The following is a 22,823-nucleotide window of genomic DNA, read 5'->3' as shown; positions in this document are numbered from 1 at the left end:
CATGCCGGGACGATGGGCGTCCCGGCGCTGCGCATGGCTGTGCTCTGCTATATGATGGCGCCGCATATCGAGGCGCGCCGTCATGGCGGGCCGTCAAGCATTCGAATCCTATGACCGACTTTCCCACCTTGAGCTGGCCTGACACCGATGGCCCGCGCACCGTCCGCTGGCGTTCGGAGGCTGGCGTGCCGACGCCGAAGCGCGTTGTGGTTGCCGACGACAGCACCACGGCCGACGCAGCCTATCGTCTTGCCTGCGAAGGCACCGCGCTGCTATGGCGCGGCGACTACCAGAATGCGCGGCAGCTCCTGCAGGCCATGGCGCGCCGCGCCGAACGTACTGCGGGCAAGCCGCGCAAGGGCTCCGCTGCGCCGAAGCCGGCGGCCACGCCGCTCGAAGCGTTTCATTTGCACCGTCAGGCGCAGGCGCAGCGCGCACGCACGCTTGGCATGATGCTGCTTCCGCTCGAAGGCGACTATTCGATTCCGCTGCGCCGCGCGCCCGACGTCAGGCTCGCGTGCGAGCAGGCATGGGGTGCGCCTGACGGCGAGCCGTCGGTGGTGTCGCTGCGCGAGGTGCTCGGCTTGATCGGCGCATACGAGTGGCGCAAGAAGGGCGTGGAGATTCCCGCGCTGGGGGGCGCGCGCATTCACCCGTACTACGGCGTTTTTTCGCCGGTGCGCGGCGAGTATCTCGATCTGGTCGCGCGCGTGCCGTTGCCGTCGCTCGAGCGGGCATTCGACATCGGCACGGGTACGGGCGTGATTGCCGCCGTGCTGGCTGCGCGCGGCGTGACGCAGGTGATCGCCACCGATCAGGATGCCCGGGCGCTCGCTTGCGCGCGAGAGAATCTTGCCCAGCTTGGCTACGGCGATCGTGTGGAAGTCGTCGAGGCCGACCTGTTCCCGCCGGGTCGCGCGCCGCTCGTGGTCTGCAATCCGCCCTGGGTGCCGGCGCGGCCGGCGTCGCCGATCGAATACGCGGTGTTCGATCCGGACAGCCGCATGCTGCGCGGCTTTCTCGCAGGTTTGAAGGATCATCTGGAGCCGGGCGGCGAGGGCTGGCTGATCCTCTCCGATTTTGCCGAGCATCTTGGCTTGCGCACACGCGAGGCGTTGATGGAGATGATCGCGCAGGCCGGTCTCGAGGTGGCCGGGCGCGAAGACATCCGGCCGCGCCATCCCAAGGCGAGCGATCCCGCCGATCCGCTACATCGGGCGCGCGCGGCGGAAATTACATCGCTGTGGCGACTGAAGGTGAGTGCGGGGTCGTAAAGGTCGGCGCGGGCAAATCGGGCAAGCCCGCCGCGTGCCGATTCGGACATCAAAAGAAAGGTGGCCCGGCGTGGTGCCGGGCCTGGTTGCGGCAGGCGGTAGTGCCTGCCCGAATGCTGTTTCAGCGGCGGCTGGCCAAGGCCTGCCGCGCCAGGTTGGCTAACCTGGATAGGCCTCGTCGACTCTCAGGCCGGCCAGCTTGAAGATCACCCTGAGCGTTTGCGGCTTGATGTCCCTGCGTGCCGCCAGAGCGGACATCACGAAATCGAGCACTTTGGCGTACTTCAGCAGGATCAGGCAGTTCTCGAGATCCGCCGCGCCATCGCGCATTTCCTCGGCAAGCCGCAGCATCTCGACTGAGATATCGCGGGCCATTTCCAGTTCCAGTTGCTGCTTTTCCGTCCACTCGGGCACTTCTACGAGCTTGGCAAGCAGCGCCTGAAATTTTTGCTCCGCATTACCGTCCGGTATCGTGTTCATTGCATGCCCCATGCAGGGTCGCGCAGCACCGTGCGTCATCGCGCAGCGGGGTCTGCGCCGTACCTGTGTCATCGCTTCCTGTGAACCCGGAGCGATCTCCCATGCGCGCATTCCCGGTCCTTGGCCGGTGAGTCGCGCCCCAAATTGGTCCTTTGTGGACGGCGGCGGTTCGGCGCTGCCGCGTCTCTTTTAATCAACCCCTCCCTGCCGTCCGGACGTGGGTCAGCGATCCGGACGCAACAACCTTCCAACTGTGGGGCTATCGGGCCGTCCCCTCTGGTCCGCAGCCTCTTTGAGCTTTTTCCGTAAAATGTCAGATCTACTCACCGCGTTCCGTCGCCTGCCGCACGTTTCGTGGCAATTGACGCCTCTCTTTTGTGCCGACCCGATGTCAAGCAAGACTTACGAAATCCGTCCGAACCAGTCGATCGAACTCCTGAAGGAGCTTCATATCCTGACACGCGACGGCAAGATGAACCAGGACAGCCGCCGCAAGCTGAAGCAGGTCTATCACCTGTTCCAGTTCATCGAGCCGCTGCTCAAGGACCTCAAGCAGGATGGCCGCGACGTTACGCTCGTCGACCACGGCGCGGGCAAGTCGTACCTGGGTTTTATCCTGTATGACCTCTTTTTCAAGGAGCTGCACGACAACTCGCGCATCTTCGGCATCGAGACGCGCGACGAGCTGGTGCAGCGTTCTCGCGAACTCGCGCAGCGGCTCGGCTTTCCCGGTATGTCGTTTCTCAATCTTTCGGTGGCCGATTCAATTACTTCCACGCAGCTGCCGCCGACGGTCGACATCGTCACGGCATTGCACGCGTGCGATACCGCCACCGACGACGCCCTGCGCTTCGCGCTCAAGAAGCACGCGCGCTATATCGTCGTGGTGCCGTGCTGCCAGGCCGAAGTGGCGGGCGTGCTGCGCCGGAACAAAGGCAAGTCACTGGGTCAGGCGCTCACCGAAATCTGGCGCCATCCGCTGCATACGCGCGAGTTCGGCAGCCAGATCACCAATGTGCTGCGTTGCCTGCAACTGGAGGCGCATGGTTATCAGGTGAGCGTGACGGAACTGGTGGGCTGGGAGCACTCGATGAAGAACGAGCTCATCATCGCGCAGTACAAGAATCTGCCGCGACGCCGTCCTTCGGAGCGGCTCAACGAGATTCTCGACACCTTCGGGCTTGCGGAGCTGCGCGAGCGCTATTTCGTCGATGGCGCCGATGCGGGCGAGCCGGCTGGCGTGTCGAGCGCCGGGTAGTACATTGACCGCCCCTTAACCGCTCAAGCGGGCGGCGCGGTTCAATCTTCGTTGCGCTTCGCCATCCACGCGCGCCAGCCTTCGAGGCCGAGGCGCCGCAGCGTTTCCTGATTGCGTTCGTAGATGTCGGCGGCGTCGGGAAATGCGTCCACGGCGCGCTCGATGCTGGCCTCGCGCAACAGGTGCAGGATTGGATACGGCGCGCGGTTCGTGTAGTTCTCGATGTCATCGGGCTCGGTGCCCTCGAACCGATAGTCGGGATGGAAGCTCGCGATCTGCAGCGTACCTTCAAGACGCAGCTGCGCGAGCAGCATGTCGGCGAAGTGCAGCGCGTCGTTGTAGTCGAGGAAGTCGGCGAATGCATGCGGGAGGATTAGCAGGGTCGTGTCGAGCTGCTCGGGCGCGGCATCCGCAAGCGTGCGCAGTTCGGTTTCCAGGTCGGCCAGCACGCCTTCCAGATCGGTCGCCTCGCTGATCGCGTAGCGGATCTGGCCCTTCACATGCACGCTTTTCGCGAACGGGCAGAGGTTCAGGCCGATCACGGCGCGCGTCAGCCAGTGGCGGGTGGCGGTGAGAATTTCGGCGTTTTCGGGCTGGGCGCCCGTGGAGCGGGGAGCGGGGGTATCGGTCATGGCGGCATTCTACTGGCGTGTCAGCGGGACCCGTGCGGCGGGCGACACGCCGCGTCGATCAGCAACTTCGCCATGCGCGGTGCGGCGAGGATCGGCCCGCAGCCAGGTCCGTAGGTCTGGCTTGCCGCGTAGACGCCTTCGATCAGCAGCGCGAGTTCGTCGGCGAGCGCCGCGGGGTCGGCCGCGTTGGCGGCGTGCGCGAGTTCGTTCAGCCGCGCGATCAGCTTCGACTTGTTGCCGGCCACGCTCTGCCGTGCCGGATGCATGGCGTCCGGAAACTCCGCCGAGACGTTGACGAACGGGCAGCCACGGTAATCGGCCGCGGAGGCGCGCTGGGCGAGATCCTCGAAATACTGGACCAATTGCTTCGCGGGATCGCCGGGATGCTTCGCGATGCTCGCATCGAAGCGCTCGAAGAAGCGCTCGTCGCAGCGCTTCAGATACGCGACCACCAGATCGTCCTTCGACGAGAACTGCCGGTACAGGCTCATCTTGTTCACGCCCGCGCGTTCGACCACGGCTTCGATGCCAACCGCGCGCACGCCTTCCCGATAGAACAATTCGTCCGCCGCGCGCAGCAGATGCTCCTGGGCTCGCGGCCCGGCCGTCTGGGTGCGGGTGCGGCCCGCGCGCGGCGCGCCGGGCGTGGCGGAGGCGGTTGGAGCAGCATCTTCACGCTTGGGCTGGTTGGACATTTTAGGCATCTCGTCATCGGAGTTACGCTTGACATGTTACCGAGCGGTCACTACTATCGCAACACACTTGTGACCGACCGGTAACAATCGGCGCGACCCACAGGCGAGCAGGCAGACAAAAATGTCAACGAAGCTGGCTCCAGACGGAGCAAGAGGAGCATCGATGAACTGGGCAGCGAGGATGGTCGGCGGACGTTTCCACTATGGATGGATCGTCGTGGCGGTGGTGTTTCTCGTGTTGCTGGCGGCGGCCGGCACGCGCGCGACGCCGAGCGTGATGATGGTGCCGCTCGAGCACCAATTCGGCTGGAGCCGCGCGACGATCTCGCTGGCGATTTCGATAAACATCGCGCTGTACGGGCTCATGGGGCCGTTCGCAGCGGCAGCGATGCAGCGCTTCGGCGTGCGGCCCACGCTGCTGGCGGCGCTCGGCACGATGGCGGCGGGCGTGGCGCTTTCCGCGCTGATGACGCATCCGTGGCAGATGATTCTGATCTGGGGCGTGATGGTGGGCGGCGCGACAGGCGTGGCGGCGCTCTCGCTTTCGGCGACCGTGGTGACGCGCTGGTTCACCACTCATCGCGGCCTCGCGATGGGCGTGCTCACCGCGAGCTCGGCCACTGGACAACTCGTGTTCCTGCCTTTTCTCGCGGCGATTGCGCAAAAGCACGGCTGGCAGCCCGTGGTGCTGGTGGTTGCGGTGGCGGCCGCCGTCGTGCTGCCGCTCGTGGCGTTCCTCTTGCCGGAGCGGCCGGCCAGCATGCAGCTGCGCCCGTACGGCGAGCCGCATGACGCGCCTGTCGTGCCGCCGGCGCCGCAACAAAATCCGATCAAGCTCGCGTTCGGCGCTCTCACGTCGGCTAGCCGCACGCGCGACTTCTGGCTGCTCTTTTTCAGCTTCTTCATCTGCGGTGCGAGCACGAACGGCTATGTCGGCACGCACCTCATCGCGATGTGCGGCGACTATGGCATGACGGAAGTGCAGGGCGCTTCGCTGCTCGCGACGATGGGCATCTTCGATCTTTTCGGCACCACGCTTTCGGGCTGGCTCTCCGATCGATTCAACGCCCGCGTGCTGCTGTTCTGGTACTACGGGTTGCGCGGCCTGTCGCTCATTTATCTGCCGCACGCTTTCGGCATCGACTTCTTTGGACTGCCGATCTTCGCCGTGTTCTACGGGCTCGACTGGATCGCGACCGTGCCGCCGACCGTGCGTCTTGCCACCGATGTCTACGGCAAGGAGCGCGCGCCGATCATCTTCGGCTGGGTGGTCGCCGGCCACCAGCTGGGTGCGGCGTTCGCGGCCTTCGGCGCGGGGCTGCTGCGCTCGAGCCTCGGCACGTACACAGTGGCCTCGATGATCTCGGGCGGCCTGTGCCTGATCGCTTCGTTTCTCGTGCTGCGCATCAATCGCGGACCGCGGGCGGTCGGGGTGCAGACGGCTTGAGTGGCGCAACCGGTTGAAGTACACCCGAACCCCCCAACTTTTTTGCCTGAGCGCGTTTCACTGGGCGCAGGTATGCTGTTGGCCTCGGGCGAGCGCCCTCAACCCTCAAGGACAGACAAGGCATGACGAAGCACAAACCCGCACCGACAGCCGTGCCCATCCACGAACTGATCGCCGGCCGCTGGAGCCCGCGTGCGTATTCGAGCGAGCCGGTTTCGCGCGAGGCGCTGCACGCCGTGATCGAGGCCGCGCGTTGGGCGCCGTCGGGCTACAACTTGCAGCCGTGGCGCTTCATCGTATTCGACCGCTCGGCCGATGAAGTCGCGTTCAAGCGCGCTTTCTCGACGCTCGTGCCGTTCAACCAGCAATGGAACGCGCCCGCGCCGATCCTGATCGCGGTGACGGCGCAGACGCTCAACGCGAAGGGCGAGGTGAACCGCACGGCGCAGTATGACGCGGGTGCGGCGGCCATGTCGCTGGTGCTCCAGGCCCACGCGCTGGGACTGGCCGCGCACCAGATGAGCGGCTTCGACGTGAACGCATTCCGCAAGGAGTTCGCGCTGCCGAACGACGTGGAGCCGCTCGCGTTCATCTCGATCGGCCATTACGGCGACGCCGAGAAGCTCGACCCGGTGCTGCGCGACCGCGAAAAGGCGGAGCGCACGCGCTCGGCGGTGGGCGAGATCGCCTACGCGAATGCCTGGAAGCAGCCCTTCAAGGGATGATGCGGCCCGAGGCGTAGCGTAGGCCACCGCCCGGCGCAGCAAGGGCGGCAGCGAAAAAAACAGCAGTGAACGAAACGCGCGGCGCAGCCCGCGCGTTTTTTCTTGCGGGGACGCATCACCGCCCTTCGGTTGCCCCGTGCCGCGCTTTCGTGATACAAAGCCGGTCCTCCCAGCCTTCCTCCTTGCGCGCGCCCGCTGCGCGTCATTGCCATGACCCCGTTTTGCGCAATCGACTTCGGTACTTCCAATTCGGCCGTGGCGTTGCCAGGCGCCATGCCCGGCGACGCCATGCGCCTCGCGCCTGTTGAGGGCGCGCACACCACGCTGCCCACCTCGGTGTTCTTCAATATCGACGAGCACACGCGCGAATTCGGCCGCGCGGCGCTGACCTCGTATATCGATGGCTTCGACGGGCGCCTCATGCGCTCGATGAAGAGCATCCTCGGCTCCCCGCTCGCGGAGAGCACGACCGATCTCGGCGACGGCAGCGCGATTCGCTACACGGAAATCATCGCGATTTTTCTGGAGCACCTGAAGCGCAGCGCCGAGCGTTGTGCGGGGGCGCCCATTACGCGCGCAGTGCTGGGCCGCCCGGTATTTTTCGTCGACGAAGACCCGCGCGCCGACCAGCTCGCGCAGGACCAGCTCGAAGCGGCGGCGCGTGCAGTGGGCTTTACGGAGATCGAGTTCCAGTACGAGCCGATTGCGGCGGCGTTCGACTACGAGTCGCGCCTGACCGAAGAGGGCTTGGTGCTGGTGGCGGACATCGGCGGCGGCACCTCGGATTTTTCTCTCGTGCGCGTCGGGCCGCAGCGCATGACGCAACTCGAGCGTAAAGGCGACGTGCTCGCCCACCACGGCGTGCACGTCGCCGGCACGGATTTCGACCGCCGCGTGGAGCTCGCGACGATCCTGCGCGAACTCGGCTATCAGTCGCTCGACCCGGAGGGCCGCGAGGTGCCTAACCGCGTCTATTTCGATCTCGCGACCTGGCATCTCATCAACACGGTCTATCCGCCCAAGCGGATGACCGAGCTCAAGCTCATGCGTCACCTCTATGGCAACAGCGTGCACCACGACCGCCTGATGCGCGTGGTCGAGTGGCGTCTGGGCCATGCGCTGATGGCGCATGCGGAAGAGGCGAAGATCGGGGTGTCGGCGGGCGGGGAGACGATGATCGATCTGGAGCAGGTGGAAGCCGATCTGCGCCTCGCATTCGACGACGTGCAGCTGATCGATGCCGGCCGCGAGGAAACGCGCCGAATCGTGCAGGCCGCGCGCGATACCGTGCAGGCGGCCGGCGTGGCGCCGGGCGCGGTCAACGCGCTCTATTTCACGGGCGGCTCCACCGGCCTGCTGTTCCTGACTCAGGCGCTCGCCGAGGCCTTCCCGCAGGCGCAGCCCGTGTTCGGCGACCGCCTCGCCAGCGTGGCGACGGGGCTGGGCATCCACGCGCAGCGCCTGTTCGGCTGAATCGCGCGGTGGCAGCGCACTGGCGTTTCACCGCGAAATTCATCGACAAAACGACCAGGCAACAAAAAACCCCACTTTCCAGAGGAAGCGTGGGGTTTTTCGGTAAGCTTGCTGGTCAGGGCTAGAGGTTGGAGCCCCGACACTCAGAGCGGGTACTTAGACCGGCTTGATGTTTGCAGCTTGCTTGCCCTTAGGGCCCGTACGGACTTCGAATTGAACCTTTTGGTTCTCTTGCAGCGTCTTGAAGCCGTCGACCTTGATTTCCGAGAAGTGCGCGAACAGATCTTCGCCGCCGCCGTCCGGGGTGATAAAGCCAAAGCCCTTAGCGTCATTGAACCACTTGACGGTACCGGTTTCCATAATACTTTCCTAAAAATGAATGAAGGCCGAGGCCAAAGAGGTGCACGAAAATCAAGGAAGGGGTATGGGACCAGCCGGAGTACCGTTGATGGGCGAACTACGAAAGACCTATTCACACTCGCCGCTTGAAATCCTGCTCGGACTTTATACGGCTAATTGGCAGCAAGGTCAACCAGGGTCCAGGCTAATTCGACATATTTTTACGCCGGGGTCGAAACGAAGCCTTACAAAGCTTGCTAAGTGACTGTTTTTTTTGTAGGGCCGTAGAGATTTCCGAGGCGTTTTTCTGGTGCAACCGTTAAACTACGCGCCGCGAATGGGTTGCGCTTAAAGGTGCAATCCAGTCGTACGCAGGTGCGACCGCTGTCGAAACCCGCCCGCACAACAGACGGGACAAGCGGCGTCGAACTGCTCTTGAAACAGGAGAAGACGTGAAAAGTTCAATTCAACGGAACATCGGCCCGTTCGCGCTGATGTTTACCGGCCTCGGGTCGATCATCGGTTCGGGCTGGCTGTTCGGCGCGTGGAAGGCAGCCAAGATTGCCGGTCCCGCCGCCATTTGTGCCTGGATCATCGGCGCCGTGGTCATTCTGGCGATTGCACTCACCTACGCCGAGCTTGGCGCGATGTTCCCCGAATCGGGCGGCATGGTGCGCTATGCGCGCTACTCGCACGGCGCGCTGGTGGGCTTCATCAGCGCCTGGGCCAACTGGATCGCCATTGTCTCGGTGATTCCGATCGAAGCCGAGGCCTCGATCCAGTACATGAGCACCTGGCCCTATCCATGGGCGCACGCGCTGTTCGTGAACGGTGAGCTGACCTCATCGGGCTTGTTCCTCTCCGCGCTGCTCGTGATCATTTACTTCATGCTCAACTACTGGGGCGTGAAGCTCTTCGCGCGCGCCAACAGCGCCATCACGATCTTCAAGTTCATCATTCCGGGTCTCACGATCGCGGGCCTGATGGCGACCGGCTTCCACCACGAGAACTTCGGCCAGTCGACCGACTTCGCGCCGTATGGCTGGTCGGCGGTGTTCACGGCCGTGGCAACCAGCGGCATCGTGTTCGCGTTCAACGGCTTCCAGAGCCCGATCAACCTCGCCGGTGAGGCACGCAACCCTTCGAAGAGCGTGCCGTTCGCGGTGATCGGCTCGATCCTCTGCGCGCTCGTGATCTATGTGCTGCTGCAGGTTGCCTATATCGGCGCGGTCAGCCCGGACGACGTGATGAAGGGTTGGAACACCTTCAACTTCAAGTCGCCGTTCGCTGAACTCGCGATTGCGCTGAACCTGAACTGGCTCGCGATCCTGCTCTACGTGGACGCGTTCGTGAGCCCGAGCGGCACCGGCACGACCTACATGGCCACGACCTCGCGCATGATCTACGCGATGGAGCGCAACGGCACGATGCCCAAGATGTTCGGCAACGTGCACCCGTTCTACGGCGTGCCGCGTCAGGCGATGTGGTTCAACCTGCTCGTCTCGTTCATCTTCATGTTCTTCTTCCGCGGCTGGAGCTCGCTCGCGGCGGTGATCTCGGTGGCGACCGTCATTTCGTATCTCACCGGCCCGATCGCGCTGATGGCGCTCAAGCGCGCTGCTCCGGAGCTCCAGCGTCCGCTTTCCGTGCCGTTCATGAAGGTCATCGCGCCGTTCGCGTTCGTGTGCGCGTCGATGATCCTGTACTGGGCGAAGTGGCCGCTGACCGGCGAAATCATCCTTCTGATGATCGTCGCGCTGCCGGTGTACTTCTACTATCAGGGCAAGACGGGCTTCGACGGCTGGGGCCAGGATCTGAAGGCCGCATGGTGGCTGTGCGCATACCTGCCGGCGATGGCACTCCTGTCGCTGATCGGCAGCAAGCAGTTCGGCGGCCTCAACGTCCTGCCCTATGGCTGGGACATGCTGGTGGTCGCGATCGTCTCGCTCGGCTTCTACTACTGGGGCGTGAACTCGGGTTATCGCACGCCGTACCTGAAGGAGCGTGACGAGCACGATGAAGTGCTCGAGGGCATCGGCGCGCACTAAGCGTATTGCGCGATGCAAGACCCACACAAGGCCCGCCTGAAGCGATTCAGGCGGGCCTTGTTGCTTGATGCGGCGGCACTGACGCTACTGGACGGCCGAACCGAATACGTAGTTCGTCATCGCGAGCGCGCGCTGATAGGTGCCGAGCGACTGGACGCCCAGTGTGTAGTCGTCATCGGCGGCGCCGAGCGCGGCGAAGACTGGCAGCAGATGCTCATCGGTCGGGTGCATGAGCACTGCATGCGGCGCCTGATTGCGGTAATCGAGCAGGGCGTCGATGTCGCGCGCGGCGAGGCGCGCTTCGAACCAGTCGGTGAATTCGGTCACGCGCGGATCGGCGTCTTCGGGGCGCGCCGAGAAGTCCGCCGCGCGCAGGTTGTGCGTGATCTGGCCGGAGCCAATCACCATCACGCCTTCATCACGCAGTTCCCGCAGGGCGCGGCCGAGCGCGAAGTGGTGAGCGGCGTCGGCGTGCGGCTGGATCGAGAGCTGCGCGACGGGCACGTCGGCATCGGGGAACATCAGCAACATGGGCACCCAGGCGCCGTGATCGAGGCCGTGCACCTCTTCGTCCACGGGGACACCCCGTGCACGCAGCAGCGCCGCCGCACGCTGCGCGGTCTCGGGCGCGCCGGGCGCGGGGTACTGGATCTCGTAGAGCGCGCGCGGAAAGCCATAAAAGTCGTGGATGGTTTCGGGCCGCTGGGCCGTGCTCACGACGGGCTTGAGCGTGTTCCAGTGCGCGGAGAGTATCAACACGGACTTCGGACGCGGCAGATGTTGCGCGAGCGTCGTAAAGCCGCCGGACGGCAGCGAAGGGTCGATCGGCAGCGTGGGCGCGCCGTGCGAGAGGAATAAGGTAGGCGTACGGGTGGTCATGATCGCTGGCCGCGCGCAGCGGCCGGAAAGTGTCGAATTACGATCAATATAAGACTCAACCCGCGCGAATTAAACGGGGCGAAAGGGAATTGATTGTGTCGCCCATGTTGATAATCGACGAGGCGGGCGAAAATCAGTCCGCAGCGCCGCGCAAGCCGGGCCAGGCCGGCGAGAGCGCCGGGCCTAGCGCGAACAGATCGAGCACGCGCGCGACCGTGTGATCGACCATTTCGTCGATGCTGGCAGGCTGGTTGTAGAACGCCGGCAGCGGCGGAAAGATCACGCCGCCCATCTCGGTCACGGCGGTCATGTTGCGCAGATGCGCGAGATTGAGCGGCGTCTCGCGCACGAGCAGCACGAGGCGTCGGCGCTCCTTGAGCGTGACGTCGGCGGCGCGGGCGATCAGGTTGTCGGAGAGGCCGTGCGCGATGCTCGCGAGCGTCTTCATCGAGCAGGGCGCGACGATCATGCCGTCGGTCGCGAACGAGCCCGAGGCAATCGTGGCGCCCACGTCGCGCACCGAATGCACGACATCGGCGCGGGCGTGGAGGTCGTCTTTCGTGAGCTGCAGCTCGTGCTGGATGTTGAGCCAGCCGGCCGACGAAATCAGCAGATGCGTTTCGACGCCGCCAAGACGGCGCAGTGTGTCAAGCATGCGCACGCCGTAGATCGCGCCCGTGGCGCCCGTGATCGCGACGATCAGGCGGCGGGAGGGCGGGGCAATAGATGCAGTAGGCGTGGGGTTCACGAAAGGCGGGGCGCGAGAAAACGCGAAGGCGGGGCCAGCGATGGGAGCAAACAAGGCGGCGGGCTTGCGCCGCGCCGCCTCGCTTCAAACGGCTTTACGCCGCGGTGAACAGCTGCTGCAGTTCGCCGTTCTGGTACATCTCCATCATGATGTCCGAACCGCCGATGAATTCGCCCTTCACATAAAGCTGCGGAATGGTCGGCCAGTTCGAGAATTCCTTGATGCCCTGGCGGACTTCGTCGTCCTCGAGCACGTTGACGGTCTTGAACTGCTCGACGCCGCAGGCTTTCAGGATCTGCACTGCGCGGCCGGAGAAGCCGCACATCGGAAACTGCGCGTTGCCCTTCATGAAGAGGACGACGGCGTTTTCGTCGACGATCTGCTTGATGCGCTGTTGGGTGTCCATGTCTGACCTTGGGATAAATGGGTGCCGAAAACAATGAGTGCAGAACGAAATGATAGCGGATTTCGCCTGCGCGGGCCGGGCATGCCCTGGCGCGTATTGCCCGATCGCGGCTAGTTCACGAGGCGTGCGCCGCTGATGCGTTCGATGCCAGCCAGATCGGCTTGTGAGTGAACATCGGCGAAACCTTGCGCTTCGAGCAGCGCACGCACCGCCGCCGCCTGATCGTAGCCGTGCTCCATCCAAAGCACGCCGCCCGGCGCGAGGTGCGCCGGCGCGCCGGCGACGATCGTGCGCAGCGCCGTGAGGCCGTCGGCTTCGTCGGTGAGGGCGCCGCGCGGCTCGAAGCGCAGGTCGCCTTGCGCGAGATGCGGGTCGCCGCTCGCGATATAGGGCGGATTGCTCACGATGACATCGAAGCGCAATGCAGGATCGAGCGCGTCGTACCAGCTGGCGGCCACGAAGGTGAGCGCGCCGCCCGGGCGCCGGGCGGCGAGCAGCTTCGCGGCGTTGCGCGCGGCCACGTCGAGCGCGGCCTGCGAGCGGTCGACGGCCCACACGCGCGCATCGGGCCGCGCCGAGGCGATGGTCACCGCGATCGCGCCGCTGCCCGTGCCCAGATCGAGCACGCGCGGCTGCGCGAGACCTTCCATGGCGGCCAGGGCCGTTTCCACGAGCAGCTCGGTTTCGGGGCGCGGAATCAGCACGTCGGGCGTGACGTCGAAGTTCAGGCCGTAGAACTCGCGCGCGCCCACGATCTGCGCGATGGGTTCGCCCTGAACGCGGCGCGCTTCGAGTGCGCGATAAGCGTCGATCTGCGCGGCTTCGAGTGGACGCTCGCCGCGCGTGATCAGCTCCGTGCGGCGCCAGCCGAGCACGTGCATGAGCAGCACGCGCGTCTCGAGCGCGGCGAGGGGCGAGGCGCGCAGCAGGGCATCGGCGGTGACTATTGGTTCGCTCACGATAAACGCGCGCTCAATCGGCGTCGCCGAGCGAGGCCAGCTGCTCGGCCTGATGCTCGGAAACCAGTGCGCCGATCAGCTCGTCGAGATCGCCGTCCATGATTGCTTCGAGACGATAGAGTGTCAGGTTGATGCGGTGATCGGTGAGGCGCCCTTGCGGAAAGTTGTAGGTGCGGATGCGCTCCGAGCGGTCGCCCGAGCCCACGAGGCTCTTGCGCGTGGCCGCTTCCTTCGCGTGCTGCTCCTGGTATTGCTTGTCCTTGATGCGCGCCGCGAGCACCTTGAGCGCGCGGTCCTTGTTCTTGTGCTGCGAGCGGTCGTCCTGGCACTCGACCACGATGCCGGTCGGCAGGTGCGTCACGCGCACGGCCGAATCCGTCTTGTTGATGTGCTGACCGCCCGCGCCGGAGGCGCGGAACGTGTCGATGCGCAGATCGGCGGGATTGATCTCGACCTCGCCGATCTCGTCGGCTTCGGGCATCACCGCGACCGTGCACGCCGAGGTGTGGATGCGGCCCTGCGTTTCGGTGGCCGGCACGCGTTGCACGCGATGCCCGCCCGACTCGAACTTGAGCTTCGAATAGGCGGCTTCGCCCGCGATGCGCACGATCACTTCCTTGTAGCCGCCGAGGTCCGACTCGCTCGCCGACATCATCTCGATCTGCCAGCGATTGCGTTCCGCGTAGCGCAGGTACATGCGCAGCAGGTCGCCCGCGAACAGCGCCGACTCGTCGCCGCCCGTGCCCGCGCGGATTTCGAGGAAGACGTTACGATCGTCGTTGGGGTCCTTCGGCAGGAGCATCATCTGCAGCTCGTGCTGCAATCGCGCCATGCGCTCGCGTGCGGCTTTCACCTCGTCTTCGGCGAAGTCGCGCATCGATGCATCGGCGAGCAGCTCTTTCGCGGCCGCTTCGTCGGCGAGCGCAGCCCGCCATTGTGCGTAATGCTCGACCACCGGCCCCAATTCCGCGTGCTCGCGTGTGAGCTTGCGGTACTGGTCGCGGTTCGACGTCACGTCGGGACGGCTCAACAGGTCGTTCAGCTCGGCCAGGCGGGTAGTCAGCTGGTCGAGCTTCGATTGCATGCTCGTTTTCATCGGGCGGTGCGGAGCGGGCTCCGGAAAGGACTGCGGGAAAGGGGCGGCGGGCCGGGGGCCCAGGCTTCGGGATGCATGCCGCGCGAGGCGCGGCGGGCGGCGAGAGCCGCTAACGGCCGGAAGCGTCTTCCGGGGCGTCGGACGCGTTCGCAGTGTTCGAATCTGCGGCTTCGGACGATGATGCAGCATCACCGCTCCTGGCGGGCTGGCCATGGCGGTAGAAGCCGCTCATCAACTCGATGAGCGAATCGCGGTTTTCGCCGCTCGACGTGTTGAGCGCGTGCGTCGGGCCGTGAATCAGCTTGTTGGTGAGCGACTGCGACAGCGCTTCGAGCACGGCCGCGGGGTCGTCGCCGCGCGCGAGCAGCTTGCGCGCGCGCTCGAGTTCGGCGCGGCGCAGGGCGTCGGCCTGGGTGTGCATGTGGCGGATGACCGGCACGATGCTGCGCGTGTCGAGCCACTGCATGAAGTTCGCGACGCGCGTTTCGATGATGGTCTCGGCCTGCGCCACGGCGGCCTGGCGCGAGGCGTTGCCTTCGCGCACGATCGTGCCGAGGTCGTCGACGGTATAGAGGAACACGTCTTCGAGCTCGCCGACTTCGGGTTCGATGTCGCGCGGCACCGCGAGGTCGACCATGAAGATCGGTCGATGGCGGCGCGCCTTCACGGCACGCTCGACGGCGCCCAGGCCGATGATCGGCAGCGTGGACGCCGTGCACGAGACGATGATGTCAAACTCGTGCATGCGCGCGGGCAGGTCCGAGAGCGGAATTGCATGACCGCCGAAGCGTTCGGCGACAGTGCGCCCGCGTTCGGCGGTGCGGTTCGCCACCACGAGTTCGCGCGGCTGCTGCGCGGCGAAGTGCGCGGCGCACAGTTCGATCATCTCGCCCGCGCCGATGAACAGCACGCGCTGGTTGGCGATCTTGTCGAAGATGCGCTGCGCGAGGCGCACGGCGGCGGCGGCGAGCGAAACCGACTGCGCGCCGATCTCGGTCGTGCTGCGCACTTCCTTGGCTACCGCGAAGGTGCGCTGGAACAGCTGGTTCAAATAGGTGCCGAGCGCGCCGGCCTCGGTGGCGGTGCGCACCGCGGTCTTCATCTGGCCGACGATCTGCGTTTCGCCGAGCACCATCGAATCGAGCCCCGACGCCACTCGGAACGCATGGCGCACGGCCTCGGACTGCGGCAGCGTGTAGACGTGGGGCGCGAGTTCCTCGGTGCGGATGCCGTGGTAGTGCGAGAGCCATTCCACAGCGGAATCGCGCGAGCTTTGCGCGTCGGTCGCGCAATAGAGTTCTGTGCGGTTGCAGGTGGAGAGGATGGCGGCTTCGGGGGCGTTCAGGCTGCGCCGCCCGCCGGACCACGCGTCCTTGAACATCGCGAGGGCCGGTTTGATCTGTTCGAGCGGAAACGCCACGCGTTCGCGCAAGGCGACGGGCGCGGTGTGGTGATTGATTCCGATCGTTAGAAGCTGCATACCGTGGGGCGAAGATTTTGCCGGATATTATAACTTTTCCGGGCTTCTGACATTCGCGTCGGCAAAGTCAGCGTCCTCCTCGTTTGTTATAGGTAACCGCTCAAGCTGGTAGCCGTAACCATACAACGTTGTCAGACGCCAGCCGTGTTCGGGTCCGAGCTGCAATTTGCTGCGCAGCCGCGAAGCATGCGTATCGAGCGTGCGCGACCGAACGTCGCGGTTCAGATTCCAGACGGTTTCAAGAATGCGCGCCCGGGAAACGGGGCGCGATGCGTTGGTGAACAGCAGCAGCGCGAAGCGGAACTCCTTCGGCGTGAGCGTGACGGTCTGGCCCCTGAACGACACTTCGTAGCGCGCGGAGTCGAACAGATAATCGCCGAAGCCATGGCGCGCGCGATTGCGCGGACGGCGCACGCCCGCACGGCGCAGCAAGGCGTCGATGCGCGCGAGCATTTCGGGACCGCGCACGGGCTTGGCGATGCAGTCGTCGGCGCCCGCTTGCAGGCTCGCGACGATTTCGCTTTCGTGCGGAGAAGCCATCAGCACGATGGCGGGCAGGCCAGGCAGCAGACGGCGCGCGCGCGGGATGAGTTCGTCGCCGCCGAGGTCGCCGCACCATGAAGCGGCCATCAGCAGATCGAAGGCGTCATCTTCGAGCGCTTCGACGAGCGGAGCGCTCTGGGGAAAGTGCCGGCACGCATGGCCGCCCGAAATGAGCAATCGCTCGATGATTTCGGCCTGGCGCGCATCGGGTTCGACAAGTGCAATTCGCATAGGGGAGTCCAGCCGCCGAGGGCTGGGTGCGCTTGCCTTGCGCCATCCCGCCCCCTACACTCAACCGCTACGCGGGAAGCGCCGAGTCGACCGTTTCCAGTAAAAATACTGTTGTTAATGAGGCACAAGAATGCTATCCGCCGCGTCGTCACTGTCCTATCGGACTCTTCTGAAAATTCTTAGGATTGGGCTCTGATGGGCTGGGCAGGCATCGTCGTGCTCAGTCTTGTCGTCGGCTTCGCGGGGTGGTTTTTGCATCCGCTGCGGCGGGTGTCCGGGCCCTCGGGCAGCGGGCTCGCACTCGCCGTCGCGGCGGCGCTCGCGGGCGCCGCGCTGGCGAAGGCGGCGGGGCGCGCCACCGGACTCTTCTATGATGGCGAACTGCTCGAATGGCCGGTTTGCACGGCTGTCGCGGTTGTCCTTGTGGCTGGGCTGGTCGCGCTGCGCGCGCGGCGCTAACCTGCCGCTCATCCGTCGCTAACGGAGCATCAAGGTCGTACCAAGCCGAAATACCCGCCAGAATGATCCACCGTCTTCGCAATAGAGCGCTCTCACAAGGCGCGCTTCTCTTACTCGCAGGTGAAAAACATGAACGCCCGACTTCCCGAAACGTCCACGATTCCCGAACGCATCGCCGCACTGCGCGCCGCGATGGCGAGCGCGGGCGTCGACGCCGCGCTGGTGCCGTCCGCTGACCCGCACCTCTCCGAATACCTGCCGCGCCGCTGGCAGGGGCGCGAATGGCTCTCGGGCTTCACGGGTTCGGTGGGCACGCTCGTTGTGACGAAGGATTTCGCGGGCGTGTGGGTGGACAGCCGCTACTGGGTGCAAGCCGAGCAGCAACTCGCGGGCACGGGCATCCAGCTCATGAAGATGATGGGCGGCCAACAGAGCGCGCCGCACATCGACTGGCTCGCGCAGACCGTGCCGGCTGGCGGCACGGTCGCGGTGGACGGCGCGGTGCTTGGCGTGGCGTCGGCGCGCGCGCTGGCCGAAGCGCTCGACGCACGCGGCGTGAAGCTGCGCACCGATCTCGACCTGCTCGACGCTGTCTGGAGCGGTCGTCCTTCGCTGCCGCTAGAACCGGTCTACGAGCACGTCGCGCCGCATGCGGACGCGCAGCGCGCGGGCAAGCTCGCTCAGGTGCGCGCCGCGATGCAGGACAAGGGCGCGCAGTGGCATTTCATTTCGACGCTCGATGACCTCGCGTGGCTCTTCAACCTGCGCGGCGCCGACGTGAACTACAACCCCGTGTTCGTCGCGCACGCGCTGATCGGGCCCGATCGGGCGACGCTGTTCGTCGCCGATGGCAAGGTGCCGGCCGAGCTCGCACAATCGCTCGCGCGCGACAACGTGCGCGTCGCGCCCTACGCGCACGCCGCCGATGCGCTGGCGGCGCTGCCCGCGGGCGAATCGTTGCTGATCGACCCGCGCCGCGTGACGTTCGGGCTGCTGCAGGCGGTGTCCTCGGCAGTGAAGCGCGTGGAGGCGATCAACCCGAGTACGTTCTTCAAGTCGCGCAAGACCGCCGCCGAAGCCGAGCACGTGCGCGCGACGATGGAGCAGGACGGCGCCGCGCTCGCCGAATTCTTCGCGTGGTTCGAGGCGGCGCTGGGCCGCGAGACCATCACCGAGCTCACCATCGACGAAAAGCTCACCGCCGCGCGTCAGCGCCGGCCGGGCTTCGTTTCGCTCTCGTTCGCCACGATTGCGGGCTTCAACGCAAACGGCGCGATGCCGCACTACCGCGCCACGCCCGAGTCGCACAGCGTGATCGAAGGCAACGGCCTGCTCCTGATCGACTCGGGCGGCCAGTACCTGGATGGCACGACTGACATCACGCGCGTGGTGCCCATCGGCACGCCGAGCGCCGAGCAAAAGCGCGACTTCACGATCGTGCTCAAGGGCACGATGGCGCTCTCGCGCGCGCAGTTTCCGCGCGGCATCCGCTCGCCGATGCTCGACGCGATCGCGCGCGCGCCGATCTGGGAAGCGGGCGCCGACTACGGCCACGGCACGGGCCACGGCGTGGGCTATTTCCTGAACGTGCACGAAGGCCCGCAGGTCATCTCGCACTACGCGCCGGCCGAGCCGTGGACCGCGATGGAGGAAGGCATGATCACCTCGGTCGAGCCGGGCCTCTACCGGCCGGGCAAGTGGGGCGTGCGCATCGAGAACCTCGTCTTGAACCAGAGCGCCGGGACCACCGAATTCGGCGATTTCCTGAAGTTCGAAACGCTCACGCTGTGCCCGATCGACACGCGCTGCATCGACCTCACGCTCCTGCGCGATGACGAGCGCGAGTGGCTCAACGCATATCACCAAACGGTGCGCGCGCGCATCGCGCCGCATGTTTCGGGCGACGCGCTCGCGTGGCTCGAAAGGCGCACGCAGCCGATCTGATCGGCGACACCATCACGTGGAAGTCAGGCGGAAATCACGCGGAATTCAACCCGGAGCGCAAAGGCATGGCAATCAAGGCAGTGGTGTTCGACTTCGGCGGGGTGCTGGTGGACTGGAGCCCCGAGTATCTATACCGCAAGCTGATTCCCGACGATGACGAACGCCGCTGGTTTCTCACCCACGTTTGCGCGATGGACTGGGTGGTGCGCCAGGACGGCGGCGAGCCGATCGCCGCAGGCACCGAAGCGCTCGTCGCGCGATTTCCGGGGCACGAAGCGCTCATTCGCGCGTTCTATGAGCGCTGGCACGAGATGATCGGCGGGCTGCTCGAAGGCGGCGTGGCGACCTTCGAGCGGCTGGAAGCGGCCAACGTGCCGATCTTCGGGCTCACGAACTGGTCGGCGGAGACGTTTCCGTGGGCGTGGGAGCGCTTCGGCATTCTGCGGCGCTGCCGCGATATCGTCGTCTCGGGGCGCGTGAAGCTCGTGAAGCCCGATCCGGCGATCTTCCACGAAATGTTCCGCCGCATCGAGGTGCAGTTGCCGGGCGTAACGGCCGGCGAACTCGTCTTCATCGACGACAATGCGCACAACATCGAGGCCGCCACCGCGCTTGGCTGGCACGGCGTGCATCACACGAGCAGCTCGACCACCGACGCGAAGCTGCGCGAACTCGGCCTGCCGGTCTGATTGAGTCCGATTAGGTCTGATGGAGTCTGGTTGCTCGCGCACCAGCAAAAACGGCAGCCCGAGGGCTGCCGTTTGCGTTTTCAGGAGGGCGGCGTTGAAATGCTTGCGCCGACCGGACCTGCTTAGCGGCTGATCGGCTTGTAGCGCAGACGCTTCGGACGCGCCGCCTCTTCGCCGAGGCGCTTGATCTTGTCGGCCTCGTACTCCTGATAGTTGCCGTCGAAGAAGGTGACCTGCGAGTCGCCTTCGAACGCGAGGATGTGCGTGGCGATACGGTCGAGGAACCAGCGATCGTGCGAGATCACCATCACCGAGCCCGCGAATTCGAGCAAGGCGTCTTCGAGCGCGCGCAGCGTTTCGACGTCGAGGTCGTTCGACGGTTCGTCGAGCAGCAGGACGTTGCCGCCCGAAATCAGCGTCTTCGCGAGATGCAGACGGCCGCGCTCGCCACCCGAGAGGTTGCCGACGATCTTCTGCTGGTCGCCGCCCTTGAAGTTGAAGCGGCCGATGTAGGCGCGCGACGGCGTTTCGTACTTGCCCACCGTGAGCACGTCCGCGCCACCCGAGATTTCCTCGAACACGGTCTTGTCGGAAGCCAGCGCGTCGCGGCTCTGGTCCACGTAGGCGAGCTTGACGGTCGGGCCTTGCACGATTTCTCCCGAATCCGGCTGCTCCTTGCCCGTGAGCATGCGGAACAGCGTCGACTTGCCGGCGCCGTTCGGCCCGATGATGCCGACGATCGCGCCTGCCGGAATCTTGAAACTGAGGTTATCGATGAGCAGCCGGTCGCCGTAAGATTTGCTGACGTTCTTGAACTCGATGACTTCGTTGCCCAGACGCTCGCCCGCCGGAATGAAGATTTCCTGCGTTTCGTTGCGCTTCTGGTAATCCGCGCTCGACAGTTCCTCGAAACGCGCGATACGCGCCTTCGACTTCGCCTGACGGCCCTTGGGGTTCTGGCGCACCCACTCCAGTTCCTTCTTGATGGCCTTCTGGCGCGCCGATTCCGACGCTTCTTCCTGCTTCAGGCGCTCTTCCTTCTGGTCGAGCCAGCTCGAGTAGTTGCCCTTCCAGGGAATGCCGTGGCCGCGGTCGAGCTCGAGAATCCACTCGGCGGCGTTGTCGAGGAAGTAGCGGTCGTGGGTCACGGCGACCACGGTGCCGGGGAAGCGCGTGAGGAACTGCTCGAGCCATTCGACCGATTCGGCGTCGAGGTGGTTGGTCGGCTCGTCGAGCAGCAGCATGTCGGGCTTTTCGAGCAGCAGCTTGCACAGCGCCACGCGGCGCTTCTCGCCGCCCGAGAGATTGCCGATCTTCGCGTCCCATGCCGGCAGGCGCAGTGCGTCGGCGGCGATTTCGATCTGCTGCTCCGCGCTGCCGTCGGTGGTCGCGAGGATCGCCTCGTACTTCGCCTGCTCGGCGGCGAGCGCGTCGAAGTCGGCGTCCGGCTCCGCGTAGGCGGCGTAGATCTCGTCGAGCTTCTTCTGCGCGTTGAACACGTCGCCCAGACCTTCCTCGACCGCTTCGCGCACGGTCTTTTCCGGATCGAGCTGCGGCTCCTGCGGCAGATAGCCGATGTTGAGGTTGGGCATCGGCGTGGCTTCGCCTTCGATGTCCTTGTCGACGCCGGCCATGATCTTGATGAGCGTGGACTTGCCCGAGCCGTTCAGGCCGAGCAGGCCAATTTTCGCGCCGGGGAAGAACGACAGCGAGATGTCCTTCAGGATCTGGCGCTTGGGCGGCACGATCTTGCCGACCCGGTTCATGGTGAAGACGTATTGGGCCATGGGAGTGTCTTTGGAAACGGGAAAAGGGGCCTTGTGCTTGACCGGCGCTTAGACGTTGAACAGGAAATTCATCACGTCGCCGTCGTGCACGACATATTCCTTGCCTTCGGCGCGCATCTTGCCGGCTTCCTTCGCGCCGGTTTCGCCTTTGTACTGGATGAAGTCGTTGAACGCGATGGTCTGCGCGCGGATGAAGCCGCGCTCGAAGTCGGTATGGATCACGCCGGCCGCCTGCGGCGCGGTGTCGCCCACATGGATCGTCCACGCGCGCACTTCCTTCACGCCCGCCGTGAAGTACGTCTGCAGGCCGAGCAGCTTGAAGCCCGCGCGGATCACGCGGTCGAGGCCCGGCTCGTCCATGCCCATGTCGGCGAGGAACGCGGCCTTGTCTTCGTCTTCCAGGTCGGCGATTTCGGCTTCGATCGCGGCGCACACGGCCACCACCGGCGAGCCTTCGGCTTCGGCGTGCTTGCGCACGGCCTCCAGATACGGATTGTTCTCGAAGCCGTCGTCCTTCACGTTCGCGACGTACATGGTCTTCTTCGCGGTGATCAGGCAGAACGGCTTGAGCAGCGCCTGTTCGTCCTCGTTCAGGTCGAGCGCGCGCACGGGCTTCGCCTGGTCGAGCTGCGCGCGGACCTTTTCCAGCACGGCCACGAGCTTCGCCGCTTCCTTGTCGTTGCCCGACTTGGCGGCCTTCGAGTAGCGCGTGAGCGCCTTTTCGACGGTGCCGAGGTCGGCGAGCGCGAGCTCGGTGTTGATGACTTCGATGTCGGCGAGCGGATCGACCTTGCCCGCGACGTGGATCACGTTTTCGTCCTCGAAGCAGCGCACGACGTGCGTGATGGCGTCCGTTTCGCGGATGTTCGCGAGGAACTGGTTGCCGAGGCCTTCGCCTTTGCTCGCGCCGGCGACCAGACCCGCGATGTCGACGAATTCGACCACGGCCGGCACCACGCGCTCGGGCTTGACGATCTCGGAGAGCGCCTTCAGGCGCGGATCCGGCACTTCGACCACGCCGACGTTGGGCTCGATCGTGCAGAACGGGTAGTTTTCAGCCGCGATGCCGGCCTTGGTCAGCGCGTTGAACAGAGTGGACTTGCCGACGTTAGGCAAGCCGACGATGCCGCATTTGAGGCTCATGGAAAACCTTTTTTTGAATCAGTTGGTTACGGCAGGTCGTCGTAGTGTTTGCTGTCCGGCGAGGGCCGGAACGCGACAGCCGCAAGGT

The 22,823-nt window shown here is 65.2% G+C and carries 22 protein-coding genes; 9 read left to right on the top strand and 13 right to left on the bottom strand.

All coding sequences use genetic code 11. From position 1 onward, the window contains the following. Nucleotides 1-110: 110 nt before the first annotated feature. Nucleotides 111-1,274 (top strand): methyltransferase, encoded by a 1,164-nt coding sequence (locus P5W99_RS13355; protein WP_434661102.1) that lies wholly within the window; start codon nt 111-113, stop codon nt 1,272-1,274. 159 nt (nt 1,275-1,433) lie between these two features. On the opposite strand, the gene P5W99_RS13350 is transcribed toward P5W99_RS13355, so the two are convergent. Beyond that, on the bottom strand, nt 1,434-1,754 hold the full coding sequence (locus tag P5W99_RS13350) for a DNA-binding protein (RefSeq protein WP_421024866.1): 321 nt from the start codon (nt 1,752-1,754) through the stop codon (nt 1,434-1,436). A gap of 388 nt (nt 1,755-2,142) precedes the next feature. Here P5W99_RS13350 and P5W99_RS13345 point away from each other — a divergent pair, with 388 nt between their 5' ends. After that, nucleotides 2,143-3,012, top strand: a complete 870-nt coding sequence (locus tag P5W99_RS13345) for a class I SAM-dependent methyltransferase (RefSeq protein ID WP_421024865.1) — start codon at nt 2,143-2,145, stop codon at nt 3,010-3,012. Between the two features lie 41 nt (nt 3,013-3,053). Here P5W99_RS13345 and P5W99_RS13340 read toward each other — a convergent pair whose 3' ends face one another. Beyond that, nucleotides 3,054-3,644 (bottom strand): DUF1415 domain-containing protein, encoded by a 591-nt coding sequence (locus tag P5W99_RS13340; protein WP_421024864.1) that lies wholly within the window; start codon nt 3,642-3,644, stop codon nt 3,054-3,056. 20 nt (nt 3,645-3,664) lie between these two features. Further along, nucleotides 3,665-4,339, bottom strand: coding sequence for a TetR/AcrR family transcriptional regulator (locus P5W99_RS13335; RefSeq protein ID WP_434661100.1), 675 nt, complete (start codon nt 4,337-4,339; stop codon nt 3,665-3,667). A gap of 163 nt (nt 4,340-4,502) precedes the next feature. Between P5W99_RS13335 and P5W99_RS13330 the strand changes: the two genes are divergently transcribed. The 3 genes from P5W99_RS13330 to P5W99_RS13320 all read left to right on the top strand — a co-directional run bounded on the left by P5W99_RS13330 (nt 4,503) and on the right by P5W99_RS13320 (nt 7,984). Beyond that, a complete protein-coding gene (locus P5W99_RS13330; RefSeq protein WP_421024862.1) occupies nt 4,503-5,786 on the top strand; it encodes an MFS transporter in 1,284 nt (427 codons plus the stop codon). Between the two features lie 122 nt (nt 5,787-5,908). After that, entirely contained in the window at nt 5,909-6,511 is a 603-nt protein-coding gene (locus tag P5W99_RS13325; protein WP_421024861.1) for a nitroreductase family protein, read from the top strand. A 210-nt stretch (nt 6,512-6,721) separates the two neighbouring features. After that, nucleotides 6,722-7,984 carry an Hsp70 family protein gene (locus P5W99_RS13320; RefSeq protein ID WP_434661098.1) on the top strand — a complete coding sequence of 421 codons (1,263 nt, stop codon included), beginning with the start codon at nt 6,722-6,724 and terminating at the stop codon, nt 7,982-7,984. A 156-nt stretch (nt 7,985-8,140) separates the two neighbouring features. Here the strand turns inward: P5W99_RS13320 and P5W99_RS13315 are convergent, their stop codons facing one another. Beyond that, on the bottom strand, nt 8,141-8,344 hold the full coding sequence (locus P5W99_RS13315) for a cold-shock protein (protein ID WP_027797379.1): 204 nt from the start codon (nt 8,342-8,344) through the stop codon (nt 8,141-8,143). A 431-nt stretch (nt 8,345-8,775) separates the two neighbouring features. Here P5W99_RS13315 and P5W99_RS13310 point away from each other — a divergent pair, with 431 nt between their 5' ends. After that, the gene (locus P5W99_RS13310) at nt 8,776-10,371 is read left to right on the top strand and encodes an APC family permease (RefSeq protein ID WP_421024859.1); all 1,596 of its coding nucleotides are present in this window, start codon (nt 8,776-8,778) and stop codon (nt 10,369-10,371) included. Nucleotides 10,372-10,455: 84 nt separating this feature from the next. Here the strand turns inward: P5W99_RS13310 and P5W99_RS13305 are convergent, their stop codons facing one another. The 7 genes from P5W99_RS13305 to P5W99_RS13275 form a co-directional block, all read right to left on the bottom strand. After that, nucleotides 10,456-11,250 carry a DODA-type extradiol aromatic ring-opening family dioxygenase gene (locus P5W99_RS13305; RefSeq protein ID WP_421024858.1) on the bottom strand — a complete coding sequence of 265 codons (795 nt, stop codon included), beginning with the start codon at nt 11,248-11,250 and terminating at the stop codon, nt 10,456-10,458. 133 nt (nt 11,251-11,383) lie between these two features. Then, the gene (locus tag P5W99_RS13300) at nt 11,384-11,998 is read right to left on the bottom strand and encodes a UbiX family flavin prenyltransferase (RefSeq protein ID WP_421024857.1); all 615 of its coding nucleotides are present in this window, start codon (nt 11,996-11,998) and stop codon (nt 11,384-11,386) included. A 94-nt stretch (nt 11,999-12,092) separates the two neighbouring features. Continuing rightward, on the bottom strand, nt 12,093-12,404 hold the full coding sequence (gene grxD, locus P5W99_RS13295) for a Grx4 family monothiol glutaredoxin (protein ID WP_035531579.1): 312 nt from the start codon (nt 12,402-12,404) through the stop codon (nt 12,093-12,095). 110 nt (nt 12,405-12,514) lie between these two features. Next, nucleotides 12,515-13,363, bottom strand: a complete 849-nt coding sequence (prmC, locus tag P5W99_RS13290; RefSeq protein WP_421024856.1) for a peptide chain release factor N(5)-glutamine methyltransferase — start codon at nt 13,361-13,363, stop codon at nt 12,515-12,517. Between the two features lie 13 nt (nt 13,364-13,376). After that, entirely contained in the window at nt 13,377-14,459 is a 1,083-nt protein-coding gene (gene prfA / locus P5W99_RS13285) for a peptide chain release factor 1 (protein WP_035531573.1), read from the bottom strand. 109 nt (nt 14,460-14,568) lie between these two features. Beyond that, a complete protein-coding gene (gene hemA, locus P5W99_RS13280; RefSeq protein ID WP_421024855.1) occupies nt 14,569-15,939 on the bottom strand; it encodes a glutamyl-tRNA reductase in 1,371 nt (456 codons plus the stop codon). Nucleotides 15,940-15,966: 27 nt separating this feature from the next. Then, complete coding sequence (locus P5W99_RS13275; protein WP_421024854.1) at nt 15,967-16,713, bottom strand: response regulator transcription factor; 747 nt, start codon at nt 16,711-16,713, stop codon at nt 15,967-15,969. A gap of 195 nt (nt 16,714-16,908) precedes the next feature. Here P5W99_RS13275 and P5W99_RS13270 point away from each other — a divergent pair, with 195 nt between their 5' ends. The 3 genes from P5W99_RS13270 to P5W99_RS13260 all read left to right on the top strand — a co-directional run bounded on the left by P5W99_RS13270 (nt 16,909) and on the right by P5W99_RS13260 (nt 19,805). Next, nucleotides 16,909-17,172, top strand: a complete 264-nt coding sequence (locus P5W99_RS13270; RefSeq protein WP_421024853.1) for a hypothetical protein — start codon at nt 16,909-16,911, stop codon at nt 17,170-17,172. 129 nt (nt 17,173-17,301) lie between these two features. Further along, nucleotides 17,302-19,116, top strand: coding sequence for an aminopeptidase P family protein (locus P5W99_RS13265; RefSeq protein WP_421024852.1), 1,815 nt, complete (start codon nt 17,302-17,304; stop codon nt 19,114-19,116). 65 nt (nt 19,117-19,181) lie between these two features. Beyond that, the gene (locus P5W99_RS13260; protein ID WP_421024851.1) at nt 19,182-19,805 is read left to right on the top strand and encodes an HAD family hydrolase; all 624 of its coding nucleotides are present in this window, start codon (nt 19,182-19,184) and stop codon (nt 19,803-19,805) included. Nucleotides 19,806-19,927: 122 nt separating this feature from the next. Here P5W99_RS13260 and ettA read toward each other — a convergent pair whose 3' ends face one another. Together ettA and ychF are read right to left on the bottom strand one after the other, a co-directional pair. Then, a complete protein-coding gene (gene ettA, locus P5W99_RS13255) occupies nt 19,928-21,592 on the bottom strand; it encodes an energy-dependent translational throttle protein EttA (protein WP_421024850.1) in 1,665 nt (554 codons plus the stop codon). Between the two features lie 48 nt (nt 21,593-21,640). Then, nucleotides 21,641-22,735, bottom strand: coding sequence for a redox-regulated ATPase YchF (gene ychF / locus P5W99_RS13250; RefSeq protein WP_421024849.1), 1,095 nt, complete (start codon nt 22,733-22,735; stop codon nt 21,641-21,643). Between the last annotated feature and the right edge of the window lie 88 nt (nt 22,736-22,823).

The sequence above is a fragment of the Paraburkholderia sp. A3BS-1L genome (assembly GCF_051125215.1).
Lineage (GTDB): Bacteria > Pseudomonadota > Gammaproteobacteria > Burkholderiales > Burkholderiaceae > Paraburkholderia.
Note: the sequence above shows the minus strand (reverse complement) of the source record. Positions and strands in the feature narration are given on the sequence as shown.

Coding starts and splice junctions, on each gene's coding strand:
- P5W99_RS13355 (WP_434661102.1), top strand. CDS start 111: ATGACCGACTTTCCCACCTTGAGCTGGCCTGACACCGATGGCCCGCGC.
- P5W99_RS13350 (WP_421024866.1), bottom strand. CDS start 1,754: ATGAACACGATACCGGACGGTAATGCGGAGCAAAAATTTCAGGCGCTG.
- P5W99_RS13345 (WP_421024865.1), top strand. CDS start 2,143: ATGTCAAGCAAGACTTACGAAATCCGTCCGAACCAGTCGATCGAACTC.
- P5W99_RS13340 (WP_421024864.1), bottom strand. CDS start 3,644: ATGACCGATACCCCCGCTCCCCGCTCCACGGGCGCCCAGCCCGAAAAC.
- P5W99_RS13335 (WP_434661100.1), bottom strand. CDS start 4,339: ATGTCCAACCAGCCCAAGCGTGAAGATGCTGCTCCAACCGCCTCCGCC.
- P5W99_RS13330 (WP_421024862.1), top strand. CDS start 4,503: ATGAACTGGGCAGCGAGGATGGTCGGCGGACGTTTCCACTATGGATGG.
- P5W99_RS13325 (WP_421024861.1), top strand. CDS start 5,909: ATGACGAAGCACAAACCCGCACCGACAGCCGTGCCCATCCACGAACTG.
- P5W99_RS13320 (WP_434661098.1), top strand. CDS start 6,722: ATGACCCCGTTTTGCGCAATCGACTTCGGTACTTCCAATTCGGCCGTG.
- P5W99_RS13315 (WP_027797379.1), bottom strand. CDS start 8,344: ATGGAAACCGGTACCGTCAAGTGGTTCAATGACGCTAAGGGCTTTGGC.
- P5W99_RS13305 (WP_421024858.1), bottom strand. CDS start 11,250: ATGACCACCCGTACGCCTACCTTATTCCTCTCGCACGGCGCGCCCACG.
- grxD (WP_035531579.1), bottom strand. CDS start 12,404: ATGGACACCCAACAGCGCATCAAGCAGATCGTCGACGAAAACGCCGTC.
- prfA (WP_035531573.1), bottom strand. CDS start 14,459: ATGAAAACGAGCATGCAATCGAAGCTCGACCAGCTGACTACCCGCCTG.
- hemA (WP_421024855.1), bottom strand. CDS start 15,939: ATGCAGCTTCTAACGATCGGAATCAATCACCACACCGCGCCCGTCGCC.
- P5W99_RS13275 (WP_421024854.1), bottom strand. CDS start 16,713: ATGCGAATTGCACTTGTCGAACCCGATGCGCGCCAGGCCGAAATCATC.
- P5W99_RS13270 (WP_421024853.1), top strand. CDS start 16,909: ATGGGCTGGGCAGGCATCGTCGTGCTCAGTCTTGTCGTCGGCTTCGCG.
- P5W99_RS13265 (WP_421024852.1), top strand. CDS start 17,302: ATGAACGCCCGACTTCCCGAAACGTCCACGATTCCCGAACGCATCGCC.
- P5W99_RS13260 (WP_421024851.1), top strand. CDS start 19,182: ATGGCAATCAAGGCAGTGGTGTTCGACTTCGGCGGGGTGCTGGTGGAC.
- ettA (WP_421024850.1), bottom strand. CDS start 21,592: ATGGCCCAATACGTCTTCACCATGAACCGGGTCGGCAAGATCGTGCCG.
- ychF (WP_421024849.1), bottom strand. CDS start 22,735: ATGAGCCTCAAATGCGGCATCGTCGGCTTGCCTAACGTCGGCAAGTCC.